Here is a 24,094-nt window from a genome sequence, read left to right on the forward strand (position 1 = left end):
AGCGAAGCGCAGGGGTCGCAGACTTCGGGTCGCCTTTCTTTTGGTTACGTTTCTTTGGCGAAGCAAAGAAAAGTACCTCGCCCGCCGGGGCGAGGCCCGGCCTCCACCCTCAGCAAAAAGCGCACAGCCACTCAATTGAACGGAACGCAGCGACAAGAATAAAAAGATAGCTACCAACATAAGCCCCACAAGCGCCAGCCCCCGATTCACCCCGAAAAACAAACCCCATGCCCTACCACGACCTGCGCGACTTCATCGCCCAGCTGGAGCAGTCCGGCGACCTGCGCCGCATCACCGAGCCCGTCTCGCCGCACCTCGAAATGACCGCGCTGTGCAACCGCGTGCTGCGCGCTGGCGGCCCCGCGCTGCTGTTTGAAAACCCCACCGGCCACTTCATGCCCGTGCTCGCCAACCTGTTCGGCACGCCCGAGCGCGTCGCGCGCGCCATGGGCGTGGACAGCGTCGCCGGACTGCGCCCGTTTGGCGAGTTGCTGGCCGCGCTCAAGGAGCCCGAGGCGCCCAAGGGCTTGAAGGACATGGCCGGCATGGGCGGCCTGCTCAAGACGCTGTGGCACATGGCGCCCAAGGAGCGCAGCTCGGCGCCGTGCCAGGACGTGGTGTGGGAGGGCAGCGATGTGGACCTGGCGCGCCTGCCGATCCAGCACTGCTGGCCCGGCGACGTGGCGCCGCTCATCACCTGGGGGCTGGTCATCACGCGCGGGCCGCACAAGAAGCGGCAGAACCTGGGCATCTACCGCCAGCAGGTGCTCTCGCGCAACCAGCTCATCCTGCGCTGGCTCGCGCACCGCGGCGGGGCGCTCGACTTTGCCGAACACTGCAAGCAGAACCCCGGCCAGCCCTACCCGGTGGCCGTGGCCATTGGCGCCGACCCGGCGACCATCCTGGGCGCCGTCACGCCCGTGCCCGACAGCCTGTCCGAGTACCAGTTCGCCGGCCTGCTGCGCGGTGCGCGCACCGAGACCGTGCCGGCGCTCGGCGTGCCGCTGTCGGTGCCGGCCTCGGCCGAGATCGTGCTCGAAGGCCATATCCAGCCCGACGCCCACCACGCGAGCGGCTGGCAGCACGCGCTCGAAGGGCCGTACGGCGACCACACCGGCTACTACAACGAATGCGCCGAGTTCCCGGTGTTCACCGTCGAGCGCATCACGCTGCGCAAGGGCGCGATCTACCACTCGACCTACACCGGCAAGCCGCCCGACGAGCCGGCCGTGCTCGGCGTGGCGCTCAACGAGCTGTTCATACCGCTCTTGCAGCGCCAGTTCCCCGAGATCGTCGACTTCTACCTGCCGCCCGAAGGCTGCAGCTACCGCATGGCGCTGGTGCGCATCCGCAAGGCCTACCCCGGCCACGCGCGGCGCGTGATGATGGGCGTGTGGAGCCACCTGCGCCAGTTCATGTACACCAAGTTCATCGTCGTCGTCGACGAGGACGTGGACGTGCGCTCATGGCCCGAGGTGGTCTGGGCCATGACGACGCGCATGGACCCGGCGCGCGACACGATGCTGGTCGAGCACACGCCGATCGACTACCTCGACTTTGCCTCGCCCGTGAGCGGCCTGGGCAGCAAGATGGGGCTGGACGCGACGAACAAATGGCCGGGCGAGACGCAGCGCGAATGGGGCCGGCCCATGGCGATGGACGCGGCCGTGGCGGCGCGGATGAAGCTGCTCGGGGATGCGCTGGGGCTGTAGAGCCGGCTCTCAGCCCAGCAGGCCCTTGGGCACCTTGTCGGCCTTGGTTTCGACCGGGTTGGCGGCCAGCCAGTTGGCCGGGTACTGGCGCATGAACTCCTTGGCCTTCTCGGTGCGCGCGCTCAGCCAGGCGCCGTAGGCGCCTTCATTGAGCACCACCGGCATGCGTTTCTCGCTGCCCGGCGGTTGGTAGCGGCGCAGCAGTGCGTGGTTGTTGGCGTTCATGGTCAGCAGGGTGTAGCTGATGAGCTGCTCGCCCTCGGGGCCGGTCCAGACGGCCCAGAGGCCGGCCACGCCCAGGGGCTGGCCGTCCACGCGCGAGATGCGCGTGGGCACGGCCTTGCCGCTGCGCCAGTCGTCTTCGAAGAACGCCGCCATCGGCACGATGCAGCGTTGCCCGGCGAGCCACGCGTCGCGGAAGGCGCGCGTGCTCGACACCGATTCCGAAGCGGCGTTGACCAGCTTGGGCGCGCGCAGCCGGCCGTCCGACGCCGACTTGACCCAGTGCGGTACCAGGCCCCACTGCGCGGCGACCAGCTCGCGCGCGGGCGGCGCGGTGTCGGCGGCAGGCGCCGGCGGGGCGTCGGGCGGCGTGCCGGGTGCTGCGCCCTCGGGCGTGGCCGCCGGGGCCGCCGCGCGGATGAAGAAGCCGCTCTTGCGCGGCCGCATGTGGCGCTCGGGCGCGGCCTCGGGCGGCGCGACGTCGAACGCCTCGCGGTAGCTGGTGGCCTGCGCCAGGGTCTCGTAATGGGTGCTCATGCGCGGATCGTACCCGGGCAGGCGGCAGGCTTTCGATGAAAAAGGCCTCCAGAGCTTATCCTGCATGCGCTGAAAGCTATCAAAATAAGAGCATCTTGGCGGACCATCGCCGCTGTCACCTGCGTTGTGACAGCGCTGCGCACAGCTTTGAAAATATCCCATGGACTTTGCCCACACCCCCCGGGCGCAGGAACTGCGCCAGCGCCTCGATGCCTTCCTGCAGCGCTACCTGCTGCCCTACAACGCGGCCTGGCACCGCAGCGTGCAGGACGGCGTCTACCCGCCGCCCTTCCTCGAAGACCTCAAGGCCCTGGCGCGCGACGAAGGGCTGTGGAACCTGTTCCTGCCCACCTTGCGCGACGACGAGCCCGGCACGCGCCTGTCGCACCTCGACTACGCGCCGCTGGCCGAGTCCATGGGCCGCCTGCCCTGGGCGGCCGAGGTCTTCAACTGCAGTGCGCCCGACACCGGCAACATCGAGCTGCTGCACCGCTTTGCCAGCGCCGCCCAGCGCGCGCAGTGGCTCGCGCCGCTGCTGGACGGCCGCATGCGCTCGGCGTTCGCCATGTCCGAGCCCGACGTGGCCTCGTCCGACCCGACCAACCTGCAGACCACGGTGCGGCGCGAGGGCGACACCTTGGTGGTCCACGGGCGCAAGTGGTTCATCACCGGCGCGGCGCACCCGCACTGCCGGCTGCTGGTCGTGATGTGCCGCAACGCCGGCGCGGCGGGCCTGCAAGGGGAGGGCGCAGACCCCGCGGCGCACCACCGGCAGCACAGCATGGTGCTGGTGCCGCTGGCCACGCCCGGCGTGCAGGTGCTGCGCAACATCAGCGTGCTGCACCACCATGCGCCCGAGGGCCACTGCGAAATCCTACTGCAGGGCGTGCGCGTGCCGGCCGACCATGTGCTCGGCGACTGGGGCGCGGGCTTTGCGATGGCGCAGGCGCGCCTGGGGCCGGGGCGCGTGCACCACTGCATGCGCACCATCGGCCAGTGCGAGCTGGCGCTGCAGCTGGCGGCCGAGCGCACGCTCGAGCGCCAGATGTTCGGGCGCTACGAGTCCCAGTTCTCCAACGTGCAGGACTGGCTGGCCGAGTCGCGCATCGAGATCGACCAGGCGCGCCTCCTGGTGCTGCAGACGGCCTGGCTGCTCGACCAGGGCGGTGCGGTGGACGCGGCGCAGGCGCGCACCCAGGTCGCCGCCATCAAGGTGGTGGCGGCGCGCCTGCAAAGCCGCGTCGTCGACCGCGCCATGCAGGTGTTCGGCGCCATGGGCCTGTCGCCCGACACGCCGCTGGCGCAGTTCTGGAGCTGGGGCCGCGCGCTGCACCTGATGGACGGGCCCGACGAGGTGCACCTGCGCAGCGTGGCGCGCCACGAACTGGCGCAGGCACGGGCGCGCGCCGGCGCTGGCAGCGCCTGGTTCACCACGCCCGAGCAGCTGCAGGCGGCGCCGCGCATCCGCTGAAGTCTGCTCTTGAATCAATAGCGCGCAGCGCTGTGCGGGCGGGCGTTGCAGGCCTAAAACACCGCAATGTCTGACACCGCCGCCGCGGCGGGCGCGGGCGGCGGCGCGGCCTCGACCACGCGGTTGCGCCCCTGCGATTTGGCCTGGTACAGCGCCTGGTCGGCCTGCTCCAGCAGCTGCACCACGCTTTTGCCGGGCGTGCGCGCGGCCACGCCGATCGACACCGTGATGCCCACCCGCTGGCCCTGCACCACCACATCCTGCGCCCGTACGGCCTCGCGCACGCGCTCGAGCACCGGCCGTGCGGCGGACGGCTCTGTGTCGTGCAGCAGCAGCAGGAATTCCTCGCCGCCCCAGCGCGCCAGCACGTCGGTGCCGCGCACCGCCGCGCGCACCGTGGCGGCAAAGGCCTGCAGCACCTGGTCGCCGGCGGCGTGCCCGTGCGTGTCGTTGACCTGCTTGAACAGGTCCACATCGAGCAGCGCGGCCATCCACACGCGCCCGTCGCGCTGGCTGCGCAGGTGCTCGGCCTCCAGCAGCGCCATCATGTGGCGGCGGTTGGGCAGGCCGGTGAGCTCGTCGTGCGTGGCCAGTTGCTGGATCAGCGCCATGGCGCGCGTCAGTTCAAGCTTTTGCCGCGCCACGTGGGCGCGGATCCTCTGCAGGCGCATCGCCAAAAAGGTGCTGCCCAGCAGCACCATGACGGTGATGGCCGCGTTGGCCGCTTCCAGCGCCGAAATGCGGCCGGGCTCGTCCAGCCAGGCCACCAGGCCAAACGCCGCGCTGAACAGCAGCAACGCATAGGCCATGTTCCAGCGTATCTGGTGCGCCGACATGCCGAAGATGCCAAATACCAGGATCAACGACAGGATCACCGGCACGCCGCCGCGCGCCTGACCGGCCAGCACATAGGCCGCCGCCGTGCAGGCCAGCGCATAGCGGATCTGGAACTGCGTGAGCGCAGGGTCGCGCCAGTGCCGCGTGCGGCCGCTGCGGATCAGCAGGATCGCCGCTACCGGGCCGCAGCCGGTGGCCAGCGTCCACCAGATCGTCCAGTCCTGGCGCATCAGGCCGGCCATGGCCATCAGGTTCATGAGGACCATGCAGCCCAGCACCAACAGGCCCGCAGAGCCGGCCATCGCCATGCGGATGCGCTGGTGCGGGTCGGTGGTCAGTAGCCAATCCGTCAGCGCCTTGCCGTGCTTGCCAAGGGGCATGCCTGTCCTTTGTGTGGGAGGGAAATGGATGGGCGTGGCAGGCAGGGTGTGCGCTGCGCTGCATATGTGACAAATTGTGCCAAATGTTTCGCCCGTGGCAATAGGGGAAGCTGCCTGCGTGACCACGGCGCCGCCGTGGTCGCGGGCCAAGCGGGCGCCTGGCGGCGCCGTTTGGCGCAGGCGCCGCACCTGCTTGCGGTGCGGGGGCTGGGTTCTGCTATTGCAAGAAAAGCATTCAGCGCTGGCCCAGCAAGCGTTTGAGGACGATTTAAGTAAAAACTTAGCGCAGCGTGAGCGCCGCCAGTGCGGCCAGCGGCGCGGTTTCGGCGCGCAGCACGCGCGTGCCCAAGGTGACCGGCGCAAAGCCGTGCTGCAGCGCCAGGTCTTCCTCGGCGCCCGACAGGCCGCCCTCGGGGCCCGAGAGAAAGAGCACGGGAGCGCTGCCCGGCGCCGCCGCGTGCAGCGGCTGCGTGCCCGGGCGCAGCGACAGCAGCAGGCGCTGGCCCGCGTCGGCCGGCGCGCTGCGCAGCCAGTCGGCCAGGCTGTGCGCGGGGTGGATCGCGGGCACGCGGTTGCGCCCGCACTGCTCGCAGGCGGCCACGGCCACGGCCTGCCAGTGGGCGAGCTTCTTGTCGGCGCGCTCGCCCTTCAACTTGAGCACGCTGCGCTCGGCCAGCAGCGGCGTGATGCTGGCCACGCCCAGTTCGGTGGCTTTCTCGACCAGCCAGTCCATGCGCTCGTTGGCCGTGATGCCGGCCAGCAGGTGGATGGCGCGCGGCGCCTCGCGCTCGGTGGCGTGGTGCGCGCCGGCCTGCACGCGTACGCTGCTGCGGCCCATGTGGGTGACGGTGGCGTCCCACTCGCCGCCGGCGCGGTCGCCAAACAGCGTGATGCCGTCGCCCGGCTGCAGGCGGAGCACCTGCACATGGCGCGCGGCGCCCGCGGGCAGGTCGATTTCAAAGCCGGTGGCGAGCTCAACAGGGCAGTGGAAGCGGGGCATGCAGTTCTCTTTTGATAGCTGCTTGCGCAAGCCGGGTAAGCGTTAGAGGCCGATTTGGCTTAAATGTCTTCACACGCGGCCAAAGGCGTAGCCGGTGGCGGTTTCAATGCCTTCGATCTGGTCGATCAGCTTGAGCAGCGGGCCGAGCTCGCGGTAGCGGTCGGCCGTGGTGCGGATGTAGTGCAGAAAGCGCGGCGCATCCTTCAGGTACTTGGGCTTGCCGTCGCGCAGCGTCAGGCGCGCAAAGATGCCGGCTACCTTGAGGTGGCGCTGCAGGCCCATCCATTCGACGCTGCGGTAGAACTCGCCGAAGTCGGCGCCCCAGCCGCTGGCGCTGTGCGCGCCCACCAGGCCGGCCTTGCGCGCTTTTTCCCAGTAACGCACGGTAATGTCGATGACAAAGTTCTCGTCCCAGCTGATGAAGGCGTCGCGCAGCAGGCTGGCGATGTCGTAGGTGATCGGGCCGTAGACCGCGTCCTGGAAGTCGAGCACGCCGAGCGGGCCGCCGGGCTGCTGCGGCACCATCAGGTTGCGCATCATGAAGTCGCGGTGCACGAACACGCTCGGCGCGGCCAGGTTGTGCGCGACGATGCGGTCGAAGGCGTGGTCGAGCACGGCCTGCTGCGCGGCGTCCAGCGTGGCGCCGCGGTGCTGCGCCACGTACCAGTCCGGGAACAGCGCCAGCTCGCGCCGCAGCAGGGCCGCGTCGTAGGCGGGCAACACGCCGGGGCGGGACGCCAGCTGCCACTGCAGCAGCGTGTCGGTGGCCTGCTGGTACCAGGCGTAGGCGTCCTGCGGGCGCGCGGGGTCGAGCCGCTCGATCACGGTCTGCGTGCCCAGGTCCGACAGCAACATGAAGCCCTGCGCCTCGTCCCAGGCCAGGATCTGCGGCACGCTCAAGCCGGCCTGCTGCAGCAGCGCCTGCACCTGCACGAAGGGGCGGCAGTCTTCCTGGTCGGGCGGCGCGTCCATCACGATGCAGCTGGCGCCCGGCGTGCCGGTGTCGATGCGCAGGTAGCGGCGAAAGCTCGCGTCGGCCGAGGCCGGGCGCAGGCTGGCGCGTTGCAAACCGTGCACCGGCACCAGCGGCGCGAGCCAGGCCTCGAAGGCGGCGCGGCGCGCGGCGTCGGGCCAGTCCACGGTGGTGGGGAAGGGCGGGGCGGGTGCGGCCGGCAGGGCCGCGGGCGTGGGGGAGGCGGGGTGGCTCATGGATAATCCGATTTTACAAACCCGGCCCGCCCGGCACGGGTGGCTGGCGGGCACGCAGCCTGCGCTCCCGCCCGCCGACTCCATGGACCGACTCCCTTGCCCGACCTGCACCGCCGACTCTCCCCGACCGTGAGGCCCCGCACCCGCCGCGCCCTGGCGCCCCAGCGCACGGTGCTGGCGCAGCTGGCTGCGGGCCTGCTGTGCGGCCTGCCGCTGGCCGCCCTGGCGCAGGGCGCCGCCGTGGCCGACGCGCCGCCTGCGGCCCTGCGCGCCAGCCCCATGCTGCGCGAAACCCTTCCCGACGCCGTGCGCGCGCAGATGCCGGTGTTCGTCTTTGGCGACCGCATCACCGGCCAGCCCGACATCGACACCGTGATCGAGGGCCACGCCGAGCTGCGCCGCGCCGACACCGTGATCCGCGCCGACCGCATGGAATACAGCGTGCCCGACGACCTGGCCAAGGCGCGCGGCCAGGTGCGCATCAACCGCGCCGGCAATGTCTACGAGGGCTCGGCGCTGGACCTGTATGTCAACGCGTTCTCGGGCTTCTTCACCGATGCGCGCTACCGCTTCCTGGCCACGCAGGCGCATGGCGAGGCCACGCGCGTGGACTTCATCGACAGCGACCGCGCCGTGGTGCACAACGCGACCTACACCACCTGCCAGCGCAACGACGAGGCCAGCTGGCAGCCCGCCTGGATCCTGCGCGCCAAGACCATCCACCTCGACAACGAGGAAGAGGTCGGCACGGCCGATGGCGCGGTGCTCGAGTTCAAGGGCGTGCCCATCCTGCCGATTCCGCACATCAGCTTTCCGCTGTCGGACAAGCGCAAGTCGGGCCTGCTGCCGCCCACCATCGGCATCAACAACGTCAATGGCGTCGAGTACGACCAGCCCTACTACTGGAACATCGCACCCAACCGCGACGCCACCTTCCATGCCACGCTGATGGCCAAGCGCGGCATCAACGCCGGCGGCGAGTTCCGCTACCTGGAGCCGACCTACAAAGGCCTGGTGCGCGCCGACTACATGCCCTCGGACCGCCTGCGCCAGCACGACCGCTGGAGCTACACGCTGCAGCACAACGGCACCGTGGCCTCGCCCGTGGGCAACCTGGGGCTGAACCTCAACCTCAGCCGCGTGAGCGACGACAACTACTGGCGCGACTTCAACACGCGCACCATCGGCAGCACCGACCCGCTCACGCAGCGCCTGCTGCCGGGCGACGCGTCGCTGAACTGGGGGCGCGGCGACATGTCGTTGAGCCTGCGCACGCTCAAGTGGCAGACCCTGCAGGACCCGCTCGCGCCGATCGTGCCGCCCTACGACCGGCTGCCGCAGCTGCACTGGCGCTATGCGCCGAGCAATCTCGCGGGCGGGTTTGACGCCAGCGTCGAGGCCGACGCCACGCGCTTTCATGCCGATCCACTGCTGACGCGCCAGCCCAACGCCACGCGCAGCTATGCCCTGGCGCAGATCAGCCGGCCGTTTCTCGCCCCGGCAGGCTTTGTCACGCCGCGCCTGCAGCTGCACGCCACGCAGTACGCGCTCGACACGCCGCTGGCCAACGGCGCGCGCTCGGCCAGCCGCGTGCTGCCCACCTTCAGCCTCGACAGCGGCCTGGTGTTCGAGCGCGACGCACGCTACTTCGGCCGCGCGTTCACGCAGACGCTCGAGCCGCGCGCGTTCTACACCTATACGCCGTTCCGCGACCAGCGCCTGCTGCCGGTCTACGACACGGCGGCCAACGACTTCAACTTCGCCACCATCTACACCGAGAACGCCTACGGCGGCCAGGACCGCATCGCCGACAACAACCTGCTGACCCTGGGCGTGACGACACGCCTGCTCGACCCCGGCACCGGTGCCGAGGCAGTGCGCCTGGGCGTCGCGCAGCGCGTGCGCTTTTCCGACCAGAACGTCACGCTGCCCGGCGAGGTCGCGGCCAACGACCGCCTGTCCGACCTGCTGCTGGGCGCTGGCATCCAGTGGACGCCGCAGTGGGGCCTGGACTCGACCGTGCAGTTCAACCCCAAGACGCAGCGCTCGATCCGCTCCACGGTCAGCGCGCGCTACAGCCCCGGCGCCTACCGCACCATCAGCGCCGCCTACCGCCTGCAGCGTGCCACCAGCACGCAACTGGTGGGCAGCGAACAGATCGACGTGGGCTGGCAGTGGCCGATCAATGACCTCTGGGGCGACAAAGGGCAGGACCTCGGCGCCGGGCGCGGTCAGGGCGGCGGGCGCTGGTACAGCGTGGGCCGCCTCAACTACAGCCTGCCCGACCGCAAGCTGGTCGATGCGGTGGTCGGCTTCGAATACGACGGCTGCTGCTGGATCGGCCGCGTGGTGCTGCAGCGCCTGCAAAGCAGCCTCGTCTCGGCCAACACGCGGCTGCTGTTCCAGCTCGAGTTCGTCGGTTTTTCGCGCCTGAGCCTGGGCGCCAACCCGCTCACCAGCCTGAAGCAGAATATCCCGCGCTACCAGTACCTGCGCGAGCAGGTCAGCCCGCCCAGCCGCTTCAGTAATTACGATTGAGACCATGAACCACCGTGTTTTCGCCCTGGGCCTTGCCTGCCTCGTTTCCTTCCTGTTCCAGGGTGCCGCAGCGCAGGGCCTGCGCCCTTCGGGCACTGCCAGCCAGGGGCTCAACCGGGCCCTCTCGGCACCCCCTTCCGTGCCGTCCCCCGCCCCAGGCAACGCCAGCGCAGTGCGCCAGGCCGACTTCATCGTGGCCGTGGTCAATTCCGAACCCATCACCAACCACGAGGTGCGCGTGCGCCTGGAACGGGTCGAGCAGCAGCTGGCGCGCCAGGGCGGCGCGCAGCCGCCGCGCGAGCTGGTGGCGCGCGAGGTGCTCGAACGCCTGATCCTGGAGAAAGCGCAGCTGCAGGCGGCGCGCGAACTGAACCTGCGCGTCGACGACCTCGCCGTGCAGCAGGCCGAGCAGTCCGTGGCCAGGCAAAACAGTGCCTCGATCGACGAAATGCACCGCCGTCTTGCGGCCGATGGCATCAGCCCCGAGCGCTTTCGCGAAGAGCTGCGCAACCAGCTGCTGCTGCAGCGCCTGCGCGAGCGCGAGATCGAGTCGCGCGTGCGGGTGAGCGAGCTCGACGTCGACCAGTACCTGCGCGACCAGCAGACGAGCGCGCCCGCCGCCAACGCCGAGATCAGCCTGGCCCAGGTGCTGGTGGCGGTGCCCGAGGGCGCCAGCGCCGCTGAGGTGGCGCAGCGGCAGGCGCGCGCGCAGGCGGTGGCCGACAAGGCCCGCGCCGGTGAAGACTTTGCCGCGCTGGCGCGCGAAACCTCCGATGCGCCCGACAAGGCCACGGGCGGCGCCATGGGCCTGCGCCCCGCCGACCGCTACCCGGAGCTGTTTGTCGAGGCCACGCGCGCGCTGCCCGTGGGCGGCATCGCCGGCCCGGTGCGCTCGGGCGCGGGCTTTCACGTGCTCAAGGTAGTCGAGCGGGCACAGGCCGGCGTGGCCACCATGGCGGTGCAAAGCCATGCGCGCCACATCCTGCTGACCACGGGGCCGCAGCTGTCCGAGACGGCCGCGGCCCAGCGCCTGGCCGACTACCGCCGCCGCATCCTCGCCGGCCAAGCCGACTTTGCCGAGCTGGCGCGCGAGTATTCGAAGGACGGCAGCGCCAAGCAGGGCGGCGATCTGGGCTGGGCCACGCCCGGCCGCTACGTGCCCGAGTTCGAGCAGGCCCTGAATGCGCTCAAGCCCGGCGAGATCAGCGAGCCGCTGGTGTCGCGCTTTGGCGTGCACCTGATCCAGCTGCTCGAGCGCCGCGAGGTCAAGCTGGGCCAGCGCGAGCAGCGCGACATGGTGCGCGACATCGTGCGCGAGAAAAAGCTCGACGAGGCCTACGCCAACTGGGCGCGCGAACTGCGCGGCCGCGCCTATGTCGAATACCGGGAAGCGCCGCAGTGAAGCACATCCCGCGCAAACGCTTCGGCCAGCATTTCCTGTCCGACCACGGCATCATCGACGCCATCGTCGCGGCCATCGCGCCGCAGCCGGGCGACCCGATGGTCGAGATCGGGCCGGGTCTGGCGGCGCTCACGCAGCCCCTGGTCGAGCGCCTGGGGCGCCTCACGGTGATCGAGCTCGACCGCGACCTGGCGCTGCGCCTGCGTTTGCACGGCCAGCTCGACGTGATCGAGTCCGATGTGCTCAAAGTGAACTTCACGCAGGTGGCACAAGCGCTGGGTGCTCCTAAAATAAGAGTGGTTGGCAACCTGCCGTACAACATCTCGACGCCCATCCTGTTCCACCTGCTGGGCCATGTGGACGTGATCGCCGACCAGCACTTCATGCTGCAAAAAGAAGTGATCGACCGCATGGTGGCCGACCCTTCCACGTCGGACTATGGCCGCCTGTCGGTCATGCTGCAGTGGCGCTACGCGATGGACAACGTGCTGTTCGTGCCGCCCGAGAGCTTCGATCCGCCGCCGCGCGTGGACAGCGCCGTGGTGCGCATGCTCCCGCGCGCCGCGCCCGTGGCGATGGCGCCCCAACTGCTCGAAGAACTGGTGCAAGTGGCTTTCAGCCAGCGGCGCAAGCTGCTGCGCCACACGCTCGGGCGCTGGCTCGAGGCGCGCGGCTTTGCCGGCAGCTTCGACGTGCAGCGCCGCGCCGAGGAGGTGCCGGTGCACGAGTACACGGCGCTGGCCGCCGGCCTGTCCGCGCCCGCATAGGGCAAGCGCGCGGCGCTGCGGCCGCACGCGCCTGTCAGGCCGCCTGCAGCGCGGCCGCCATGCCCGGCGTGCGCCACAGGCGCTGGTCGCGCTCCGCCACCAGGGCCTGCACCTGCGGCCGGCCGCGCAGCAGCGCGCGCGCGCCCTCGCTGCCCAGCACCATCATGGCGGCGCCCAGGCCGTTGACGCTGGCGGCGTCGCTTGCCAGCAGGCTCACACCGTGCGGCCCGTGCGTGGGCCGGCCGGTGGCTGGGTCGAGGATGTGGTGTTGGCGCTCGCCCTGCGCCATGAAAAAACGCTCGTAGTCGCCCGAGGAGGCCACGAGGGCCTGGCCTTGCAGCGCCAGCACGCCCAGCACGCGCTCTGGCGCGCGCGGGTCGCGCAGGCCCACGCGCCAGGGGCGCCCGCGCAGCTGTCCGGCCACGAGCACGTCGCCGCCGCCGTCGATCAGGGCGTTGGCGATGCCATGGCGCTTCAGGGTCTCCATGCCTGCTTCGAGAATCGGCAGTTTGGCGATGCCGCCCAGGTCGAGCGCCATGCCGCTGCGCGCCAGGCGCGCGGTTCCGGCGCGGGCATCGAGTTCGAGCCCGCGGTAGCCGACCAGGCGGCGCTGGGCTTCGATGTCGACCGCAGAGGGCAGCGCACTCTGGCCAGCATCGAAATGCCAGGCCCGGAGGGCGCCCACGGTGATGTCGAAGGCGCCGTCCGTTTGCGCGGCCAGATGTTGTGCGCTCTGCAGCACTGCCATGAGTTCTGCCGGCACCGCCACGGCGCGCCGTCCGGCTGCGCGGTTGATCGCGCTCACGGCGCTGCCGGGTTCGTAGCGCGTCATCAGGGCCGCCAGGCGTTCCATGTCGCGCCAGGCGTGCGCCATGGCCGCGCGCACGGTGGCGTCGCTCTCGCCTTCGACCACCAGGGTGACTCGCGTGCCCATCAAGGCCTTGGCCTCGCGCTGCACCGTGGCCTGGGGACTGGCCGCCGAAGGCAGCCAGGCAGCGGCGCCCAGCAGGGGCAGCGCCAGGGCCATGCGCCGCCGTGTCAGGCCAAGAGGCCGGTTCGTTCCGTGCATGGCCATCTCCTGCTTACATCGACTGGGCAACCATGAAGTCGACGGCGGCCTTGACTTCGTCGTCGGTCAGGCTCGAGCCGCCGCCGCGCGGCGGCATCATGCCCTTGGCGCCGGTGAAGCCTTCGATCGCGTGCTTGTACAGCGTGTCTTTGCCCTGCGCGATGCGCGGGCCCCAGTCGTCCTTGTCGCCGGGCTTGGGCGCGCCGGCCACGCCTGCCGAGTGGCACAGCGCACAGGTCTTGCCGTACACGCTCTTGCCGACGCTGTTTTCCGCGACCGGGGCGGCTGCTGGCGCTGGCGCTGGTGCGGGCGCAGCTGCCGGGGCCGCAGGTGCTGCGGTCGTGGGCGTCTGGTTTTTGTCGCCGCACGCAACCAGGAAAAGAGACAGGGTTACGGTGGCTACGAGGCTAATTTTTTTTTTCATGGAGTCTTTCGTGCTGAGATGAATTGAAAAAAGCTGGTTGCCAAGCCACTGCAGGAAGCGGTTGCTGGACAGAACGCAGCCCGAGTGCGTTGCGCGCTGGATTGCACGCAAGCGGCCTGGAAAACATCACGGACTGGCCGGATTCGGCGCTTTGACAGGGCCGATAAGAATGATAAGGAGAATCCATCGTTCTACAAAATCTGTTCAGGTAATGTAATTTGATCAAGCCAGATGCATGCATTCCGCCCAAAGCGATGCTTGATCTAAATCAATTGATTCATTTTGCATGACTCTAAACTTGTCAACCATGAAAACCCTCAGAGCACTAACAACGTTGCGCTTGTGGGTAATGGTATGGTTTGCGCTGGCCCACGGGGAAGCAGTGGCATCGCCCCTGGTGAAGCCCCAAGCCACGGAAACCGTCTGCGCTTTCTCGGGCATGGCCAAGGTGGTCGTGCATACCGAAGTCGCCAGCGCAGATGCTGATACGTAGAACCATGATTGCCCCTGTGTCTGATTGCTGCCGCTCCGCTGGTTACCACTTTGGCATTGCTCCAGGTGTTTGCGGTACGGACATACCTCTCAGCGCATCTTCCTGCTTCTCCCGTCGTCGCTATCGCGGCAGCACCACTGCCGGCGCGCGGGCCCCCCTTTTTTCCTGAGCCCATCCTAAAAAGGTAAAACCGTGAACGAGAAAAGAGAGAGCCTCCCCAAAACGACCGGCCTGGGTCGACGTAGTTTCATCAACACGGCCGCCCTGGTCGGGTTGACTGCCGGCGTTGCCGCCTGCAACGACAAGCCGGCCACTGCTGCTGGCGCAACGCCAGCGGCAGCTCCAGGAACAGCACCAAGCGCACACGCCAGTGCCAATGCCACGCACCTCAAGCCGGGCGAACTCGACACCTACTACGGCCTATGGAGCGGCGGCCACACCGGCGACATGCGGGTGCTGGGCCTGCCCTCGGGCCGTGAGATCCACCGCATTCCCTGCTTTGTGCCCGATGCGCTGGTCGGCTGGGGCGTGACCAACGAATCCAAGAAGATCATGGGCACCAAGCCCGATGGCAGCTTGAAGTACACGGTGGCCGATTCGCACCACACGCATGCCTCGTACAAAGATGGCAACTACGACGGCCGCTACGCCTGGATCAACGACAAGATCAACAGCCGTATCGCGCGCATCCGCCTCGACTACTTCGTCTGCGACAAGATCACCGAGCTGCCCAACGTGCAGGGCTTCCATGGCATTTTCCCGGACAAGCGCGATCCGGTCGACCCGGCCATCAACTACACCACGCGCGTGTTCTGTGGCGCCGAGTTCCACATTCCGCTGCCCAACACCGGCGCCGACCTGGAAGCGGCAGAAAAATACCGTGCCATGTTCAGCTGCGTCGATGCCGAGAGCATGGAAGTGCGCTGGCAGGTGCTGATCGACGGCAACTGCGACCTGACCGCCACCTCGTACGACGGCAAGCTGGCCGCCACCAACCAGTACAACATTGAAAACGGCGTGCACTACGAGGACATGATGTCGTCCGAGCGCGATGCCTGCCTGTTCTTCAATATTGCGCGCATCGAAGAGGCCGTCAAGGCCGGCAAATTCAGGACCTTCGGCGACTCCAAGGTGCCCGTGGTTGACGGTACGCGCGCGTCCAACAAGGACCCCAAGACCGCGCTGACGGCCTATGTCAGCACGCCGAAGAACCCGCATGGCGTTAACGCCACGCCCGATGGCAAGTACTTCATCTGCGCCGGCAAGCTCTCGCCCACCTGCACGGTGATCGAGCTGGCCAAGGTGCTCGACTGGTTCGACGGCAAATCCGAAAAGCTCGACGACGCCATCGTGGCCGAGCCCGAAGTCGGCCTGGGTCCACTGCACACCGCCTTTGACGGCCGTGGCAACGCCTACACCACGCTGTTCCTCGACAGCCAGATGGTGAAATGGAACATCGAAGCGGCCATCAAGGCGCACGCTGGCGACAAGAATGCCAAGTATGTGGTCGATCGCCTCGACGTGCAGTACCAGCCCGGCCACGTCAACGCCTCGCACTCCGAAACCGTGGCGGCCGACGGCAAATACATGGCGGTGGGCTGCAAGTTCTCGAAAGACCGCTTCCTGCCGGTGGGTCCGCTGCATCCCGAGAACGAACAGCTGATCGATATCTCGGGCGACAAGATGGTGCTGCTGGCCGACCACCCGGTGCGCGGCGAGCCCCACGACTTCATCATCTTCAAGCGCGACATTGTGCGACCCAAGCAGGTGTATTCGCACGATGATTTCCCGCTGGCCATCCGCGACTCCAAAGAAAGCGGCGTCACGCGCAATGGCAAGAAGGTCACCGTCAAGATGACCTCGCAAGCGCCGGCCTTCAGCCTGCGCGAATTCAAGGTCAAGAAGGGCGATGAGGTCACGCTGATCCTCACCAACCTCGACAAGGTCGAGGACCTGACCCACGGCTTTGCCATCCCGAAATACAACGTCAACTTCATCGTCAACCCGATGGAGACGGCCTCGGTGACCTTCGTCGCCGACAAGCCCGGCGTGTACTGGTGCTATTGCACCCACTTTTGCCATGCACTGCATTTGGAAATGCGCACACGCATGATCGTCGAGGCCTGATACCAGGCCCTGAGGGGTGCCGCGCAGGCGCGCGGCACCCCATCTACAGGAAAGCGTGATGACTTTGCTACGCCAAAGGGTTGCGATCTTCGGGATCGCTTTTTTTCTCGTTCTTGCGTTGTTTGCGCCCCGCGTTCAGGCCAACGCCTACGAAGCCGAGCTTCCCGCCGGGCTCGCCAGCGCCGCCGACATGTGCGCGCTGCTGCCGTGCGCCGAGGTATTTCCGGGCGCGCGCCATTTCTCCGAACGCAAGGGCCAGCCGCCCTATGTCGAGGCCTATGACCATGCGGGCGCCGACAAGAAGCTGCTCGGCTATGTGATGCTCTCGACCGACATCACCGACACACCCGCCTATTCCGGCAAGCCGGTGGTCACGCTGATCGGCATGGACACCCAGGGCGTGTTCGTCGGTGTCAAGGTGCTCAAGCACTCCGAACCCATCTTGCTGCTCGGCATTCCCGAGTCGGCACTGCTCAATTTCAACGCCCAGTACCTGGGCAAATCGGTGGCCGACAAGATCGAGGTCGGCCAGTCGCGCCCCGACGAGGGCGTGCTCGGGCTGGATGCCATCTCGGGCGCCACCGTCACGGTCATTGCACAGAACCAGGTCATGATGGCCTCGGGCTCGGCCGTCGCCCGCCAGGTCGGAATTCTGGCGCCCACGGTGCGCGATCCGGCCCGTTATGTGGTCACGGGCAAGCGCTTTACCTGGGACGAGCTGGTCAAGCAGGGAGCCGTACAGCGCTTGCAGGTCTTGCCCGAGCAGGTTGGACTCGAACGCGGCCCTGAGCCTTTCATCGAACTGTGGTTTGGTGACCTGAACCAGCCCGACATCGGCAAAAGCGTGCTGGGAGACAACAGCTGGAACAACCTGCGCATGCAGATCAAAGAGGGCGACAGCGCCCTTTTCGTGATCCGCACCCGGGGTGCCGAGTCGTTCAAGGGCTCGGGCTTTGTGCGCGGTGGCATCTATGACCGCATCCAGGTGCGCCAGGGTGCCGACGCCTTCACCTTCCGCGACCTGGACGCCATCAACCTGTACGGCATCGAGGCCGCAGGCGCGCCATCGTTCAACGAATCGGCCATTTTCATCATCCGCTCACCGTCCTTCTCAGCCGCCTATCCGTGGAAGCTCAGTTTCCTGGGCAACCGCGTCGACCGGGCCACGGGTGCGCGCAGTTTCACGAGCTTTGACAGCCCCTACTGGCTGCCTGCCGCCACCCTCGAAGGCGGACGCCCGAAGGTGGTCGAGCCGGACGCACCCTGGGTGCGCATCTGGAAGTCGCGCGCCGTCGAAATTGTGCTGTTTGCGGTGCTGCTGGTCGCCGTCGCGGTGGTCTATGCCTACCGCGAAACGCTCACGCGCAAATCCACGCACAAGAACAAGTGGCCCGTGAACGCCTTCAAGTACACCGCCTGGGGCCTGAGCATCGTGTTCGTCGGTTTTGGTGCCATGGCGCAGCCGTCCATCACGCAGGTGCTGACCTGGTTTCACTCGCTGTTGTTCAAGTGGACCTGGTCGCTGTTCCTGTCCGATCCGTTCATCTTCCTGTTCTGGATCTTCATCATCGTCACCGTGTTCCTGTTCGGACGCGGGCTGTTTTGCGGCTGGATGTGCCCGTTTGGCTCGCTCTCCGAGGCCATCTTCAAGATTTCACGCAAGATCGGCTTCAAGCGCTTCCAGACGCAGGTGCCGCAGCGCTGGCACGACCGGCTCAAGTGGCTCAAGTACATCATCTTCTTTGGCCTCATCACGGTCTCGATGTTCTCCATGGGCTTGGCCGAGAAGCTCTCCGAGGTCGAACCGTTCAAGACCACCTTCCTGGTGGGTGTCCTCAACCGCCCCTGGCCTTACGGCCTGTTCGTCGCCGCCATCCTGGGCCTGTCGATCTTCATCGAGCGGCCGTACTGCAAGTACATCTGCCCGCTCGGTGCATCGCTGGCCATGCCCAGCACCTTTCGCTGGTTCGGTCTGAAGCGCAAGCAGGACTGCAACAGCTGCAAGGCCTGCGCCGTGGGCTGCGGCGCGCAGGCCATCGACGCCGACGGCCGCATCGACCACCGCGAGTGCCTGCACTGCCTCGATTGCATGGTCTTGTACACCGACACCAAGGCCTGTCCGCCGCTGGCCAAGGAGCGCAAGCGCCGCGAGAAGGACGGCCTGGAGCTCACGCCGATCGGCAAGAACGGCTACTTCATCCCGATCCACCCGGACACCAGCTTCACGGCACAGATCAGCGCCAAGGCGGTGAACGGCCCCGACCCGCGCATGCCCACGCCGCCCATGCTGCCGGCGCACAAGAACGGCGCGCGCGGCCTGGCGTGGTTCTGGCTCGAGGTGCGCGACCACCTGTGGCCCTGGAGCGCCGAGGGCTGGCGCTCGCAGCGCGCGCTGCAGATCGCCGGCATCTCGCTGGCCATCGCGGCCAGCGTGGCCTGGGTGATGGCGGCGCTGGGCAGCCTCTCTTCGGGCGCCATCATCGGCTGGTGGTTTGGCTGGAGCGTCTACGAGGTGCTGATCCGCCTGTCGGGCAAGCGCTACGTCAAGGACGGTCCGTGGTGGCGTGACCAGTACCGCGTGGCCGGCGTGGTGGACATGGTGAGCTACGTGGGCTTCAAGAACCTGATGCTGGGCGCGGCGCTGTTCCTGGTGCTCAAGTCCCTGGGTTGGTTGCTGCCATGAAGCCCTTTTTGCCGCGCCTGGCCCGTGTCGCGCTGCTGGGCCTGATTGCCTGGCACGCGGCGCACGCGGCCACGCACAGCGTGCAGCCCGGGCAAGACCTGCAGGCCGCCATCGACGCCGCCGCGCCTGGCGATGAGGTCGAGGTGCAGCGCGGCTTCTACCGCGCCAACCTGCGCATCGACAAGCCGCTCACGCTGCGCGGCGTGGGCCGCCCCACGCTCAGCGGCGGGCAGACCGGCGACACCATCCGTGTCACCGCGGCCGACGTGCGCATCGAGGGCCTGATCGTGCGCGACTCGGGCGGCAGCCTGAAAGAGCAGAACGCCGGCATCTACCTCTACCCCGGCGCGCACCGCGCCGTGGTGCTGAACTGCGACCTGACCTACAACCTGTTCGGCCTGTGGATCGAGAAGGCCAACGACGTGCGCATCGAGGGCAACCTGATCACCGGCAAGCGCGACTTCGCCTCGGCCCAGCGGGGCAACGGCATCCAGCTCTACAACACCCAGCGCGCGCAGATCCTGCGCAACAACATCAGCTTCGTGCGCGACGCGCTCTACGTGGACGTCTCGCACCACGCCATCTTCCGCGGCAACAGGCTGCACCACAGCCGCTACGGCACGCACTACATGACGTCCTACCACAACGTCTGGGAGGACAACGACACCTACTACAACCGCGGCGGCCTGGCGCTGATGGAAGTGCGCGAGCAGGTGGTGCGCGGCAACCGCGCCTGGGGCAACTCCGACCACGGCATCATGCTGCGCTCGGTGCAGGACGCGGTGGTCGAGAACAACGTGGTCGCCGGCAACAACCGAGGCTTCTTCATCTACGACGTCGAATACGCCTCCTTGAAGAACAACCTGGTGGTCGACAACGCCGTCGGCGTGCACCTGTCGGCCGGCTCGACGCGCAATGCGGTCGAGGGCAACGACTTCATCGGCAACCGCGAGCAGGTGCGCTACGTCGGCGCGCGCGACGAGCGCTGGGGCCAGGACAGCGGCAACCACTGGAGCAACTACCTGGGCTGGGACCGCAATGGCGACGGTGTGGGCGACGTGCCCTACGAGGCCAACGACATGGTGGACCGCCTGACCTGGCGCCACCCGAGCCTCAAACTCTTGCTGGCCAGCCCCGCAGTGCAGGCGCTGCGCTTGGTGGGCCAGCAATTTCCGCTGCTGCGCGTGCCTTCGGTCGTCGACCCGAAGCCGCGCATGCAGCCGACCCACCAACATTGGAGTGAATGGCGTGGCAAGCATTTCCCCGGTCAGTAACGTCGCCGCGGTCTCGCTGCGCGGCGTGGCCAAACACTACGGCGCTCTGCATGCGGTCGACGGCGTCGACCTCGACATCGCGCGCGGTGAGATTTTCGGCCTCATCGGCCACAACGGCGCGGGCAAGAGCACGCTGTTCAAGATGATGCTGGGCCTGGTGCCCGCCACCGCCGGCGAGATCCGGCTGGGCGGTGCGCAGGTGGGCGGGCGCGGCTTTCGCGCTGCGCGCCGCCACCTGGGCTACCTGCCCGAGAACGTGGTGCTCTACGACAACCTGAGCGGCCTCGAGACGCTGCGCTTTTTCGCGCGGCTCAAGGGTGCGCCGGCCGGGCTATGCCAGGGCGTGCTCGACCGCGTGGGGCTGGCGCACGCCGGCCAGCGCCCGGTGCGCGAATACTCCAAAGGCATGCGCCAGCGCCTGGGCTTCGCGCAGGCGCTGCTGGGGGCGCCCCAGGTGCTGTTCCTCGACGAACCCACCAACGGCCTAGACCCGCAGGCCATCCGCGACTTCTATGCCACGCTGCGCGGCCTGCAGGCGCAAGGCGTGACCGTGGTCATCACCTCGCACATCCTGGCCGAGCTGCAGGAGCGCGTGGACCGCCTGGCCATCCTGTCGGCGGGCAAGCTGCAGGCGCTGGGCAGCGTCCAGGCGCTGCGCGAGCAAACGCAGATGCCGCTGCGTTTCGAGCTGCAGCTCGATGCGGCCGACGCGCCGGCCGTGGCCCAGGCGCTGCACCAGGCCACGGGCACCGTGGCCGAGCACAGCGCCACCGGCCTGCGCCTGTCGTGCCTGCGCGAACACAAGATGGCGGTGCTCGCTGCGCTGGCCCCGCTGGGCGCGCGCGTGCGCGACCTGCAGATGCACGAGCCCTCGCTCGAAGACGTGTTCTTCGGCTTTGCGGATTGAAGGACCACCCCATGGAATGGACGCAAATACTCACCCTGGCCGCGAAGGAATTCCGCGACCGCATGCGCAACCGCTGGGTGCTGGCGGTGGCGCTGGTGTTCACGGTGTTCTCGCTCGTCATCGCCTACTTTGGCGGCGCGCAGCAGGGCGCCGTGGGCTTTCGCTCGATCGAGTTCACCATCGCCAGCCTGGTCAGCCTGGTGATCTACCTGATCCCGCTGATCGCGCTGCTGCTGGGTTTTGACGCCATCGTCGGCGAGCGCGAGCGCGGCTCGCTCGACCTGCTGCTCTCGCTGCCGATCACGCGGCTCGAACTGCTGCTGGGCAAGTACCTGGGCCTGGCGGCGGCGCTCACGCTGTCCACGCTGGCGGGCTTTGGCCTGGTGGCACTGCTGCTGTGGCAGCGCATCGACGCGGCGGGCCTGTACCACTACGCCGGCTTCATGCTCAGCTCGGTGCTGCTGGGCCTGGCCTTCCTGAGCCTGGCCGTGCTGGTGTCGGTGGTGGCGCGCGACCGCACGCGCGCCTCGGGTCTGGCGATTGCGCTGTGGTTCTTCTTCGTGCTGGTGTTCGACCTGCTGCTGCTGGGCGTGCTGGTCGGCACGGGCGGGCGCTTTGGCGGCGAGGCCTTTGCCTGGCTGCTGCTGCTCAGTCCGGCGGACGTGTTCCGCCTTCTCAACGTGTTTTCGCTCGACGATGTGCGCACCCTCTACGGGCTGGCCAGCATCGTGCCGACGTCGTTGGGCAGTCCTGGGGTGATGGGCGGCGTCATGCTGACCTGGATTGCGCTGCCGCTGGTGGTGGCGCGTTGGAGATTCAAATGATGGTGAACCGTAAACAAACCCTGTTGTCCCTGGCCACCACGGCCGTTCTCAGCGCCGCACTGGGCTGGGCTCTGGTGGCTTGCGACCAGACCTCGCAGGCAGTGTCGCTGGCGCCGGTCGAGATCGACCGCGCCACCAGCTGCGAGCTCGACGGCATGCTGCTGGCCGACTACCCGGGCCCCAAGGCGCAGGTGCACTACGCCGGTCAGGCGCAGCCGAGCTTCTTTTGCGACACGGTCGAGCTGTTCAGCACGCTGCTGGCGGGCGAGCAGGTGCGCCACGCGAGTGCCATCTACGTGCAGGACATGGGCCAGGCCGACTGGGAGCACCCGAGCGGCCACTGGACAGACGCCAAGGCCGCCGTCTATGTGCTGGGCAGCAAGCGCCACGGCTCCATGGGCCCGACCATTGCCAGCTTTGCCCAGGAGGCCGACGCCAAGCGCTTCGCCGCCGAATACGGCGGCAAGCTGCTGCGCTTTGCCGACATCACGCCCGACATGGTCGATTTGAGCGGCGGCGCGCTGCACGACACGCGCATGTAGGCGCCGCGATGCACCGCCTGCTCCGCTTCACGCCGCTGCGCGCCAGCATGCTGGGCATGGGGCTGCTGGCCGTGGCCGCGCTGGCGCTGTGGCAGGCACCGGCGTTGCGCGCGGCGCTTGCACCGCAGGCAGAGTTGGCGCCCGACGTCTGCGTGGTGGCCCCTCCCACCCCCTACGACCCGGCCCTGGGCCTGCCCGTGCATGCGGCGCGCGCCGTGCCCGCGGGCGTGCGCTGTCCGGTGTGCGGCATGTATCCCGAGCGCGCGCCGCAATGGGCCGCGCAGGTGATTTTTGCCAATGGCGACGCGCACTTCTTCGACTCGCCGCTGAGCCTGTTGATGTACCTGGGCGAGGTCGGCCGCTACAGCCCCGGGCGCCAGGCCGGCGACATCGTGGCGCACTACGTCACCGACACCGCCAGCCAGCGCTGGACCGACGCGCGCCAGGCGTTCTATGTGCACGGCTCGTCGTCGGCACGCGGCCCCATGCGCGCGGGCAACCTGCCGGCGTTTGCCGCGCGCGATGCCGCCGAGCGCTTTGCCGCGCAGCGCGGCGGCGCGGTGCTGGCCTTTGGCGCCATCGATGCGGCGACGGTGCAGCGCCTCGGTGGCCAGGCCCACGCCAGCCACTGAGGCACACCCGGCCGCGGCGGCACAATGCGGGCCATGCCTGCACTCTCGCGCCGCCAGCTCACCGTTCTGGCCCTGCTCACCGTGGTCTGGGGCCTGAACTGGCCTGTCATGAAGATCGGTGTCACCGGCTTTCCGCCGCTGACCTTCCGCGCCCTCTCGCTGTGGCTGGGCCTGCCGGTGCTGGCGCTCGTGCTGCGCGCCGCCGGCATGCCGTTTGCCGTGCCGCGCGCGCACTGGGCTGCGCTGGCTTGGCTTGCGCTGTTCAACATGGTGCTGTGGCACGTGCTCATCATGCTGGCGATCCCCCAGCTCTCGAGCGGGCGTGCGGCCATCCTGGGCTACACCATGCCGATTTTCTCGGCTGTGCTGGGCAGCGCGTTCTTCGGCCAGCGCCTGGCGCCGCGCGCCTGGGGCGGCGTGGCGGCGGCGGCACTGGGTGTGCTCTTGCTGCTGTGGTACGAGTTCTCGCAGCTCGGCGGCCGGCCGCTGGGCGTGGCGCTGATGCTGGCCGCGGCCGCGTTCTGGGCGCTGGGCACGCAGATGCTGCGGCGCAGCAGCCTGCCCGTGCCCACGCTGACTCTGGCGTTCTGGATGATGGCCGTGAGCACGCTCGCCCTGAGCCTGCTGGCCGTCGGCTTCGAGCGTCCGGCCTGGCACGCGCCGGGCACGGCGACCTGGGGCGCCATCGCGTTCAACGCGGTGCTGGCGTTCGGCTTTGCCCAGCCGGCCTGGTTCTTTCTGGTGCGCGGCCTGCCGCCGGTGGCGTCCACGCTCAGCGTCATGCTGATTCCGGTGCTGGGCGTGTTCAGCGGCGCGCTCTGGCTGGGCGAACGGCTCCACTGGCAGGACTGGGCGGCGATGGGCTTGATGGTGCTGGCCATCGCCTCGGTGCTGTGGCCGCAGCGCGCGCCGTCACCGGCCCGCGCCGGGGCGCGCCATGGGCGCGATGTCACTCCTTGATTGATAGCTGTCAGCGCTTGATGGGCGGGCGTTTGATGGGCTTTTGACCCAAAATCCGGGTCGCTTTGACTCGCCGCCCCGCGT

General features: G+C 68.4%; 19 protein-coding genes. 13 read left to right on the plus strand and 6 right to left on the minus strand.

Going from position 1 to position 24,094, the window contains the following annotated elements; translation table 11 throughout:
- Positions 1-227 precede the first annotated feature (227 nt).
- A complete protein-coding gene (gene ubiD / locus B2J86_RS11255) occupies positions 228-1,712 on the plus strand; it encodes a 4-hydroxy-3-polyprenylbenzoate decarboxylase (protein WP_173025607.1) in 1,485 nt (494 codons plus the stop codon).
- A gap of 9 nt (positions 1,713-1,721) precedes the next feature.
- On the opposite strand, the gene B2J86_RS11260 is transcribed toward ubiD, so the two are convergent.
- Positions 1,722-2,471: an SOS response-associated peptidase gene (locus B2J86_RS11260; protein WP_173025608.1), complete on the minus strand. Its 750-nt coding sequence runs from the start codon at positions 2,469-2,471 to the stop codon at positions 1,722-1,724.
- 160 nt (positions 2,472-2,631) lie between these two features.
- Here B2J86_RS11260 and B2J86_RS11265 point away from each other — a divergent pair, with 160 nt between their 5' ends.
- Positions 2,632-3,942 (plus strand): acyl-CoA dehydrogenase family protein, encoded by a 1,311-nt coding sequence (locus tag B2J86_RS11265; protein ID WP_169636176.1) that lies wholly within the window; start codon positions 2,632-2,634, stop codon positions 3,940-3,942.
- A gap of 53 nt (positions 3,943-3,995) precedes the next feature.
- Here B2J86_RS11265 and B2J86_RS11270 read toward each other — a convergent pair whose 3' ends face one another.
- The 3 genes from B2J86_RS11270 to B2J86_RS11280 form a co-directional block, all read right to left on the minus strand.
- On the minus strand, positions 3,996-5,159 hold the full coding sequence (locus tag B2J86_RS11270) for a diguanylate cyclase (protein ID WP_254068066.1): 1,164 nt from the start codon (positions 5,157-5,159) through the stop codon (positions 3,996-3,998).
- Positions 5,160-5,439: 280 nt separating this feature from the next.
- Complete coding sequence (locus B2J86_RS11275; protein ID WP_169168138.1) at positions 5,440-6,159, minus strand: 16S rRNA (uracil(1498)-N(3))-methyltransferase; 720 nt, start codon at positions 6,157-6,159, stop codon at positions 5,440-5,442.
- A gap of 69 nt (positions 6,160-6,228) precedes the next feature.
- Positions 6,229-7,368 carry an aminoglycoside phosphotransferase family protein gene (locus B2J86_RS11280; protein ID WP_173025609.1) on the minus strand — a complete coding sequence of 380 codons (1,140 nt, stop codon included), beginning with the start codon at positions 7,366-7,368 and terminating at the stop codon, positions 6,229-6,231.
- A gap of 105 nt (positions 7,369-7,473) precedes the next feature.
- Between B2J86_RS11280 and B2J86_RS11285 the strand changes: the two genes are divergently transcribed.
- Genes B2J86_RS11285 through rsmA form a run of 3 tightly spaced genes read left to right on the plus strand, consistent with a single transcriptional unit; the run spans position 7,474 to position 12,075 of the window.
- Positions 7,474-9,906 (plus strand): LPS-assembly protein LptD, encoded by a 2,433-nt coding sequence (locus B2J86_RS11285; protein ID WP_371736446.1) that lies wholly within the window; start codon positions 7,474-7,476, stop codon positions 9,904-9,906.
- A gap of 4 nt (positions 9,907-9,910) precedes the next feature.
- On the plus strand, positions 9,911-11,308 hold the full coding sequence (locus tag B2J86_RS11290) for a peptidylprolyl isomerase (protein WP_169168135.1): 1,398 nt from the start codon (positions 9,911-9,913) through the stop codon (positions 11,306-11,308).
- Positions 11,305-12,075 carry a 16S rRNA (adenine(1518)-N(6)/adenine(1519)-N(6))-dimethyltransferase RsmA gene (rsmA, locus tag B2J86_RS11295; RefSeq protein WP_173025610.1) on the plus strand — a complete coding sequence of 257 codons (771 nt, stop codon included), beginning with the start codon at positions 11,305-11,307 and terminating at the stop codon, positions 12,073-12,075. The genes B2J86_RS11290 and rsmA overlap by 4 nt, the downstream gene beginning before the upstream one ends.
- 34 nt (positions 12,076-12,109) lie before the next feature.
- Here rsmA and B2J86_RS11300 read toward each other — a convergent pair whose 3' ends face one another.
- The gene (locus B2J86_RS11300) at positions 12,110-13,144 is read right to left on the minus strand and encodes an FAD:protein FMN transferase (RefSeq protein WP_173025611.1); all 1,035 of its coding nucleotides are present in this window, start codon (positions 13,142-13,144) and stop codon (positions 12,110-12,112) included.
- A 13-nt stretch (positions 13,145-13,157) separates the two neighbouring features.
- Positions 13,158-13,568: a cytochrome c5 family protein gene (locus tag B2J86_RS11305; RefSeq protein WP_173025612.1), complete on the minus strand. Its 411-nt coding sequence runs from the start codon at positions 13,566-13,568 to the stop codon at positions 13,158-13,160.
- A gap of 685 nt (positions 13,569-14,253) precedes the next feature.
- On the opposite strand from B2J86_RS11305, the gene nosZ reads away from it, so the two are divergent.
- The 8 genes from nosZ to B2J86_RS11345 are packed head-to-tail and all read left to right on the plus strand — an operon-like array spanning position 14,254 to position 24,010.
- Entirely contained in the window at positions 14,254-16,188 is a 1,935-nt protein-coding gene (nosZ, locus tag B2J86_RS11310; RefSeq protein WP_173025613.1) for a TAT-dependent nitrous-oxide reductase, read from the plus strand.
- 58 nt (positions 16,189-16,246) lie between these two features.
- On the plus strand, positions 16,247-18,871 hold the full coding sequence (locus B2J86_RS11315) for a NosR/NirI family protein (RefSeq protein WP_173025614.1): 2,625 nt from the start codon (positions 16,247-16,249) through the stop codon (positions 18,869-18,871).
- Entirely contained in the window at positions 18,868-20,145 is a 1,278-nt protein-coding gene (locus B2J86_RS11320; protein ID WP_173025615.1) for a nitrous oxide reductase family maturation protein NosD, read from the plus strand. Before B2J86_RS11315 ends, B2J86_RS11320 begins: the two co-directional genes overlap by 4 nt.
- Entirely contained in the window at positions 20,120-21,052 is a 933-nt protein-coding gene (locus B2J86_RS11325) for an ABC transporter ATP-binding protein (protein ID WP_173025616.1), read from the plus strand. Before B2J86_RS11320 ends, B2J86_RS11325 begins: the two co-directional genes overlap by 26 nt.
- A gap of 11 nt (positions 21,053-21,063) precedes the next feature.
- Positions 21,064-21,876 (plus strand): ABC transporter permease, encoded by an 813-nt coding sequence (locus B2J86_RS11330; protein WP_173025617.1) that lies wholly within the window; start codon positions 21,064-21,066, stop codon positions 21,874-21,876.
- Entirely contained in the window at positions 21,876-22,418 is a 543-nt protein-coding gene (locus tag B2J86_RS11335) for a nitrous oxide reductase accessory protein NosL (RefSeq protein WP_169168156.1), read from the plus strand. Before B2J86_RS11330 ends, B2J86_RS11335 begins: the two co-directional genes overlap by 1 nt.
- 47 nt (positions 22,419-22,465) lie before the next feature.
- Positions 22,466-23,050: a nitrous oxide reductase accessory protein NosL gene (locus B2J86_RS11340; protein WP_173025630.1), complete on the plus strand. Its 585-nt coding sequence runs from the start codon at positions 22,466-22,468 to the stop codon at positions 23,048-23,050.
- Positions 23,051-23,083: 33 nt separating this feature from the next.
- Positions 23,084-24,010 (plus strand): DMT family transporter, encoded by a 927-nt coding sequence (locus tag B2J86_RS11345; RefSeq protein WP_173025618.1) that lies wholly within the window; start codon positions 23,084-23,086, stop codon positions 24,008-24,010.
- The last annotated feature ends 84 nt before the right edge of the window (positions 24,011-24,094 follow it).

Origin of the sequence: Acidovorax sp. SRB_14, assembly GCF_012932145.1 — a bacterium.
In the GTDB taxonomy this organism is placed as follows: Bacteria; Pseudomonadota; Gammaproteobacteria; order Burkholderiales; family Burkholderiaceae_C; genus Simplicispira.

Coding starts and splice junctions, on each gene's coding strand:
- ubiD (WP_173025607.1), top strand. CDS start 228: ATGCCCTACCACGACCTGCGCGACTTCATCGCCCAGCTGGAGCAGTCC.
- B2J86_RS11260 (WP_173025608.1), bottom strand. CDS start 2,471: ATGAGCACCCATTACGAGACCCTGGCGCAGGCCACCAGCTACCGCGAG.
- B2J86_RS11265 (WP_169636176.1), top strand. CDS start 2,632: ATGGACTTTGCCCACACCCCCCGGGCGCAGGAACTGCGCCAGCGCCTC.
- B2J86_RS11270 (WP_254068066.1), bottom strand. CDS start 5,159: ATGCCCCTTGGCAAGCACGGCAAGGCGCTGACGGATTGGCTACTGACC.
- B2J86_RS11275 (WP_169168138.1), bottom strand. CDS start 6,159: ATGCCCCGCTTCCACTGCCCTGTTGAGCTCGCCACCGGCTTTGAAATC.
- B2J86_RS11280 (WP_173025609.1), bottom strand. CDS start 7,368: ATGAGCCACCCCGCCTCCCCCACGCCCGCGGCCCTGCCGGCCGCACCC.
- B2J86_RS11290 (WP_169168135.1), top strand. CDS start 9,911: ATGAACCACCGTGTTTTCGCCCTGGGCCTTGCCTGCCTCGTTTCCTTC.
- B2J86_RS11300 (WP_173025611.1), bottom strand. CDS start 13,144: ATGCACGGAACGAACCGGCCTCTTGGCCTGACACGGCGGCGCATGGCC.
- B2J86_RS11305 (WP_173025612.1), bottom strand. CDS start 13,568: ATGAAAAAAAAAATTAGCCTCGTAGCCACCGTAACCCTGTCTCTTTTC.
- B2J86_RS11315 (WP_173025614.1), top strand. CDS start 16,247: ATGACTTTGCTACGCCAAAGGGTTGCGATCTTCGGGATCGCTTTTTTT.
- B2J86_RS11320 (WP_173025615.1), top strand. CDS start 18,868: ATGAAGCCCTTTTTGCCGCGCCTGGCCCGTGTCGCGCTGCTGGGCCTG.
- B2J86_RS11330 (WP_173025617.1), top strand. CDS start 21,064: ATGGAATGGACGCAAATACTCACCCTGGCCGCGAAGGAATTCCGCGAC.
- B2J86_RS11335 (WP_169168156.1), top strand. CDS start 21,876: ATGGTGAACCGTAAACAAACCCTGTTGTCCCTGGCCACCACGGCCGTT.
- B2J86_RS11340 (WP_173025630.1), top strand. CDS start 22,466: ATGCTGGGCATGGGGCTGCTGGCCGTGGCCGCGCTGGCGCTGTGGCAG.
- B2J86_RS11345 (WP_173025618.1), top strand. CDS start 23,084: ATGCCTGCACTCTCGCGCCGCCAGCTCACCGTTCTGGCCCTGCTCACC.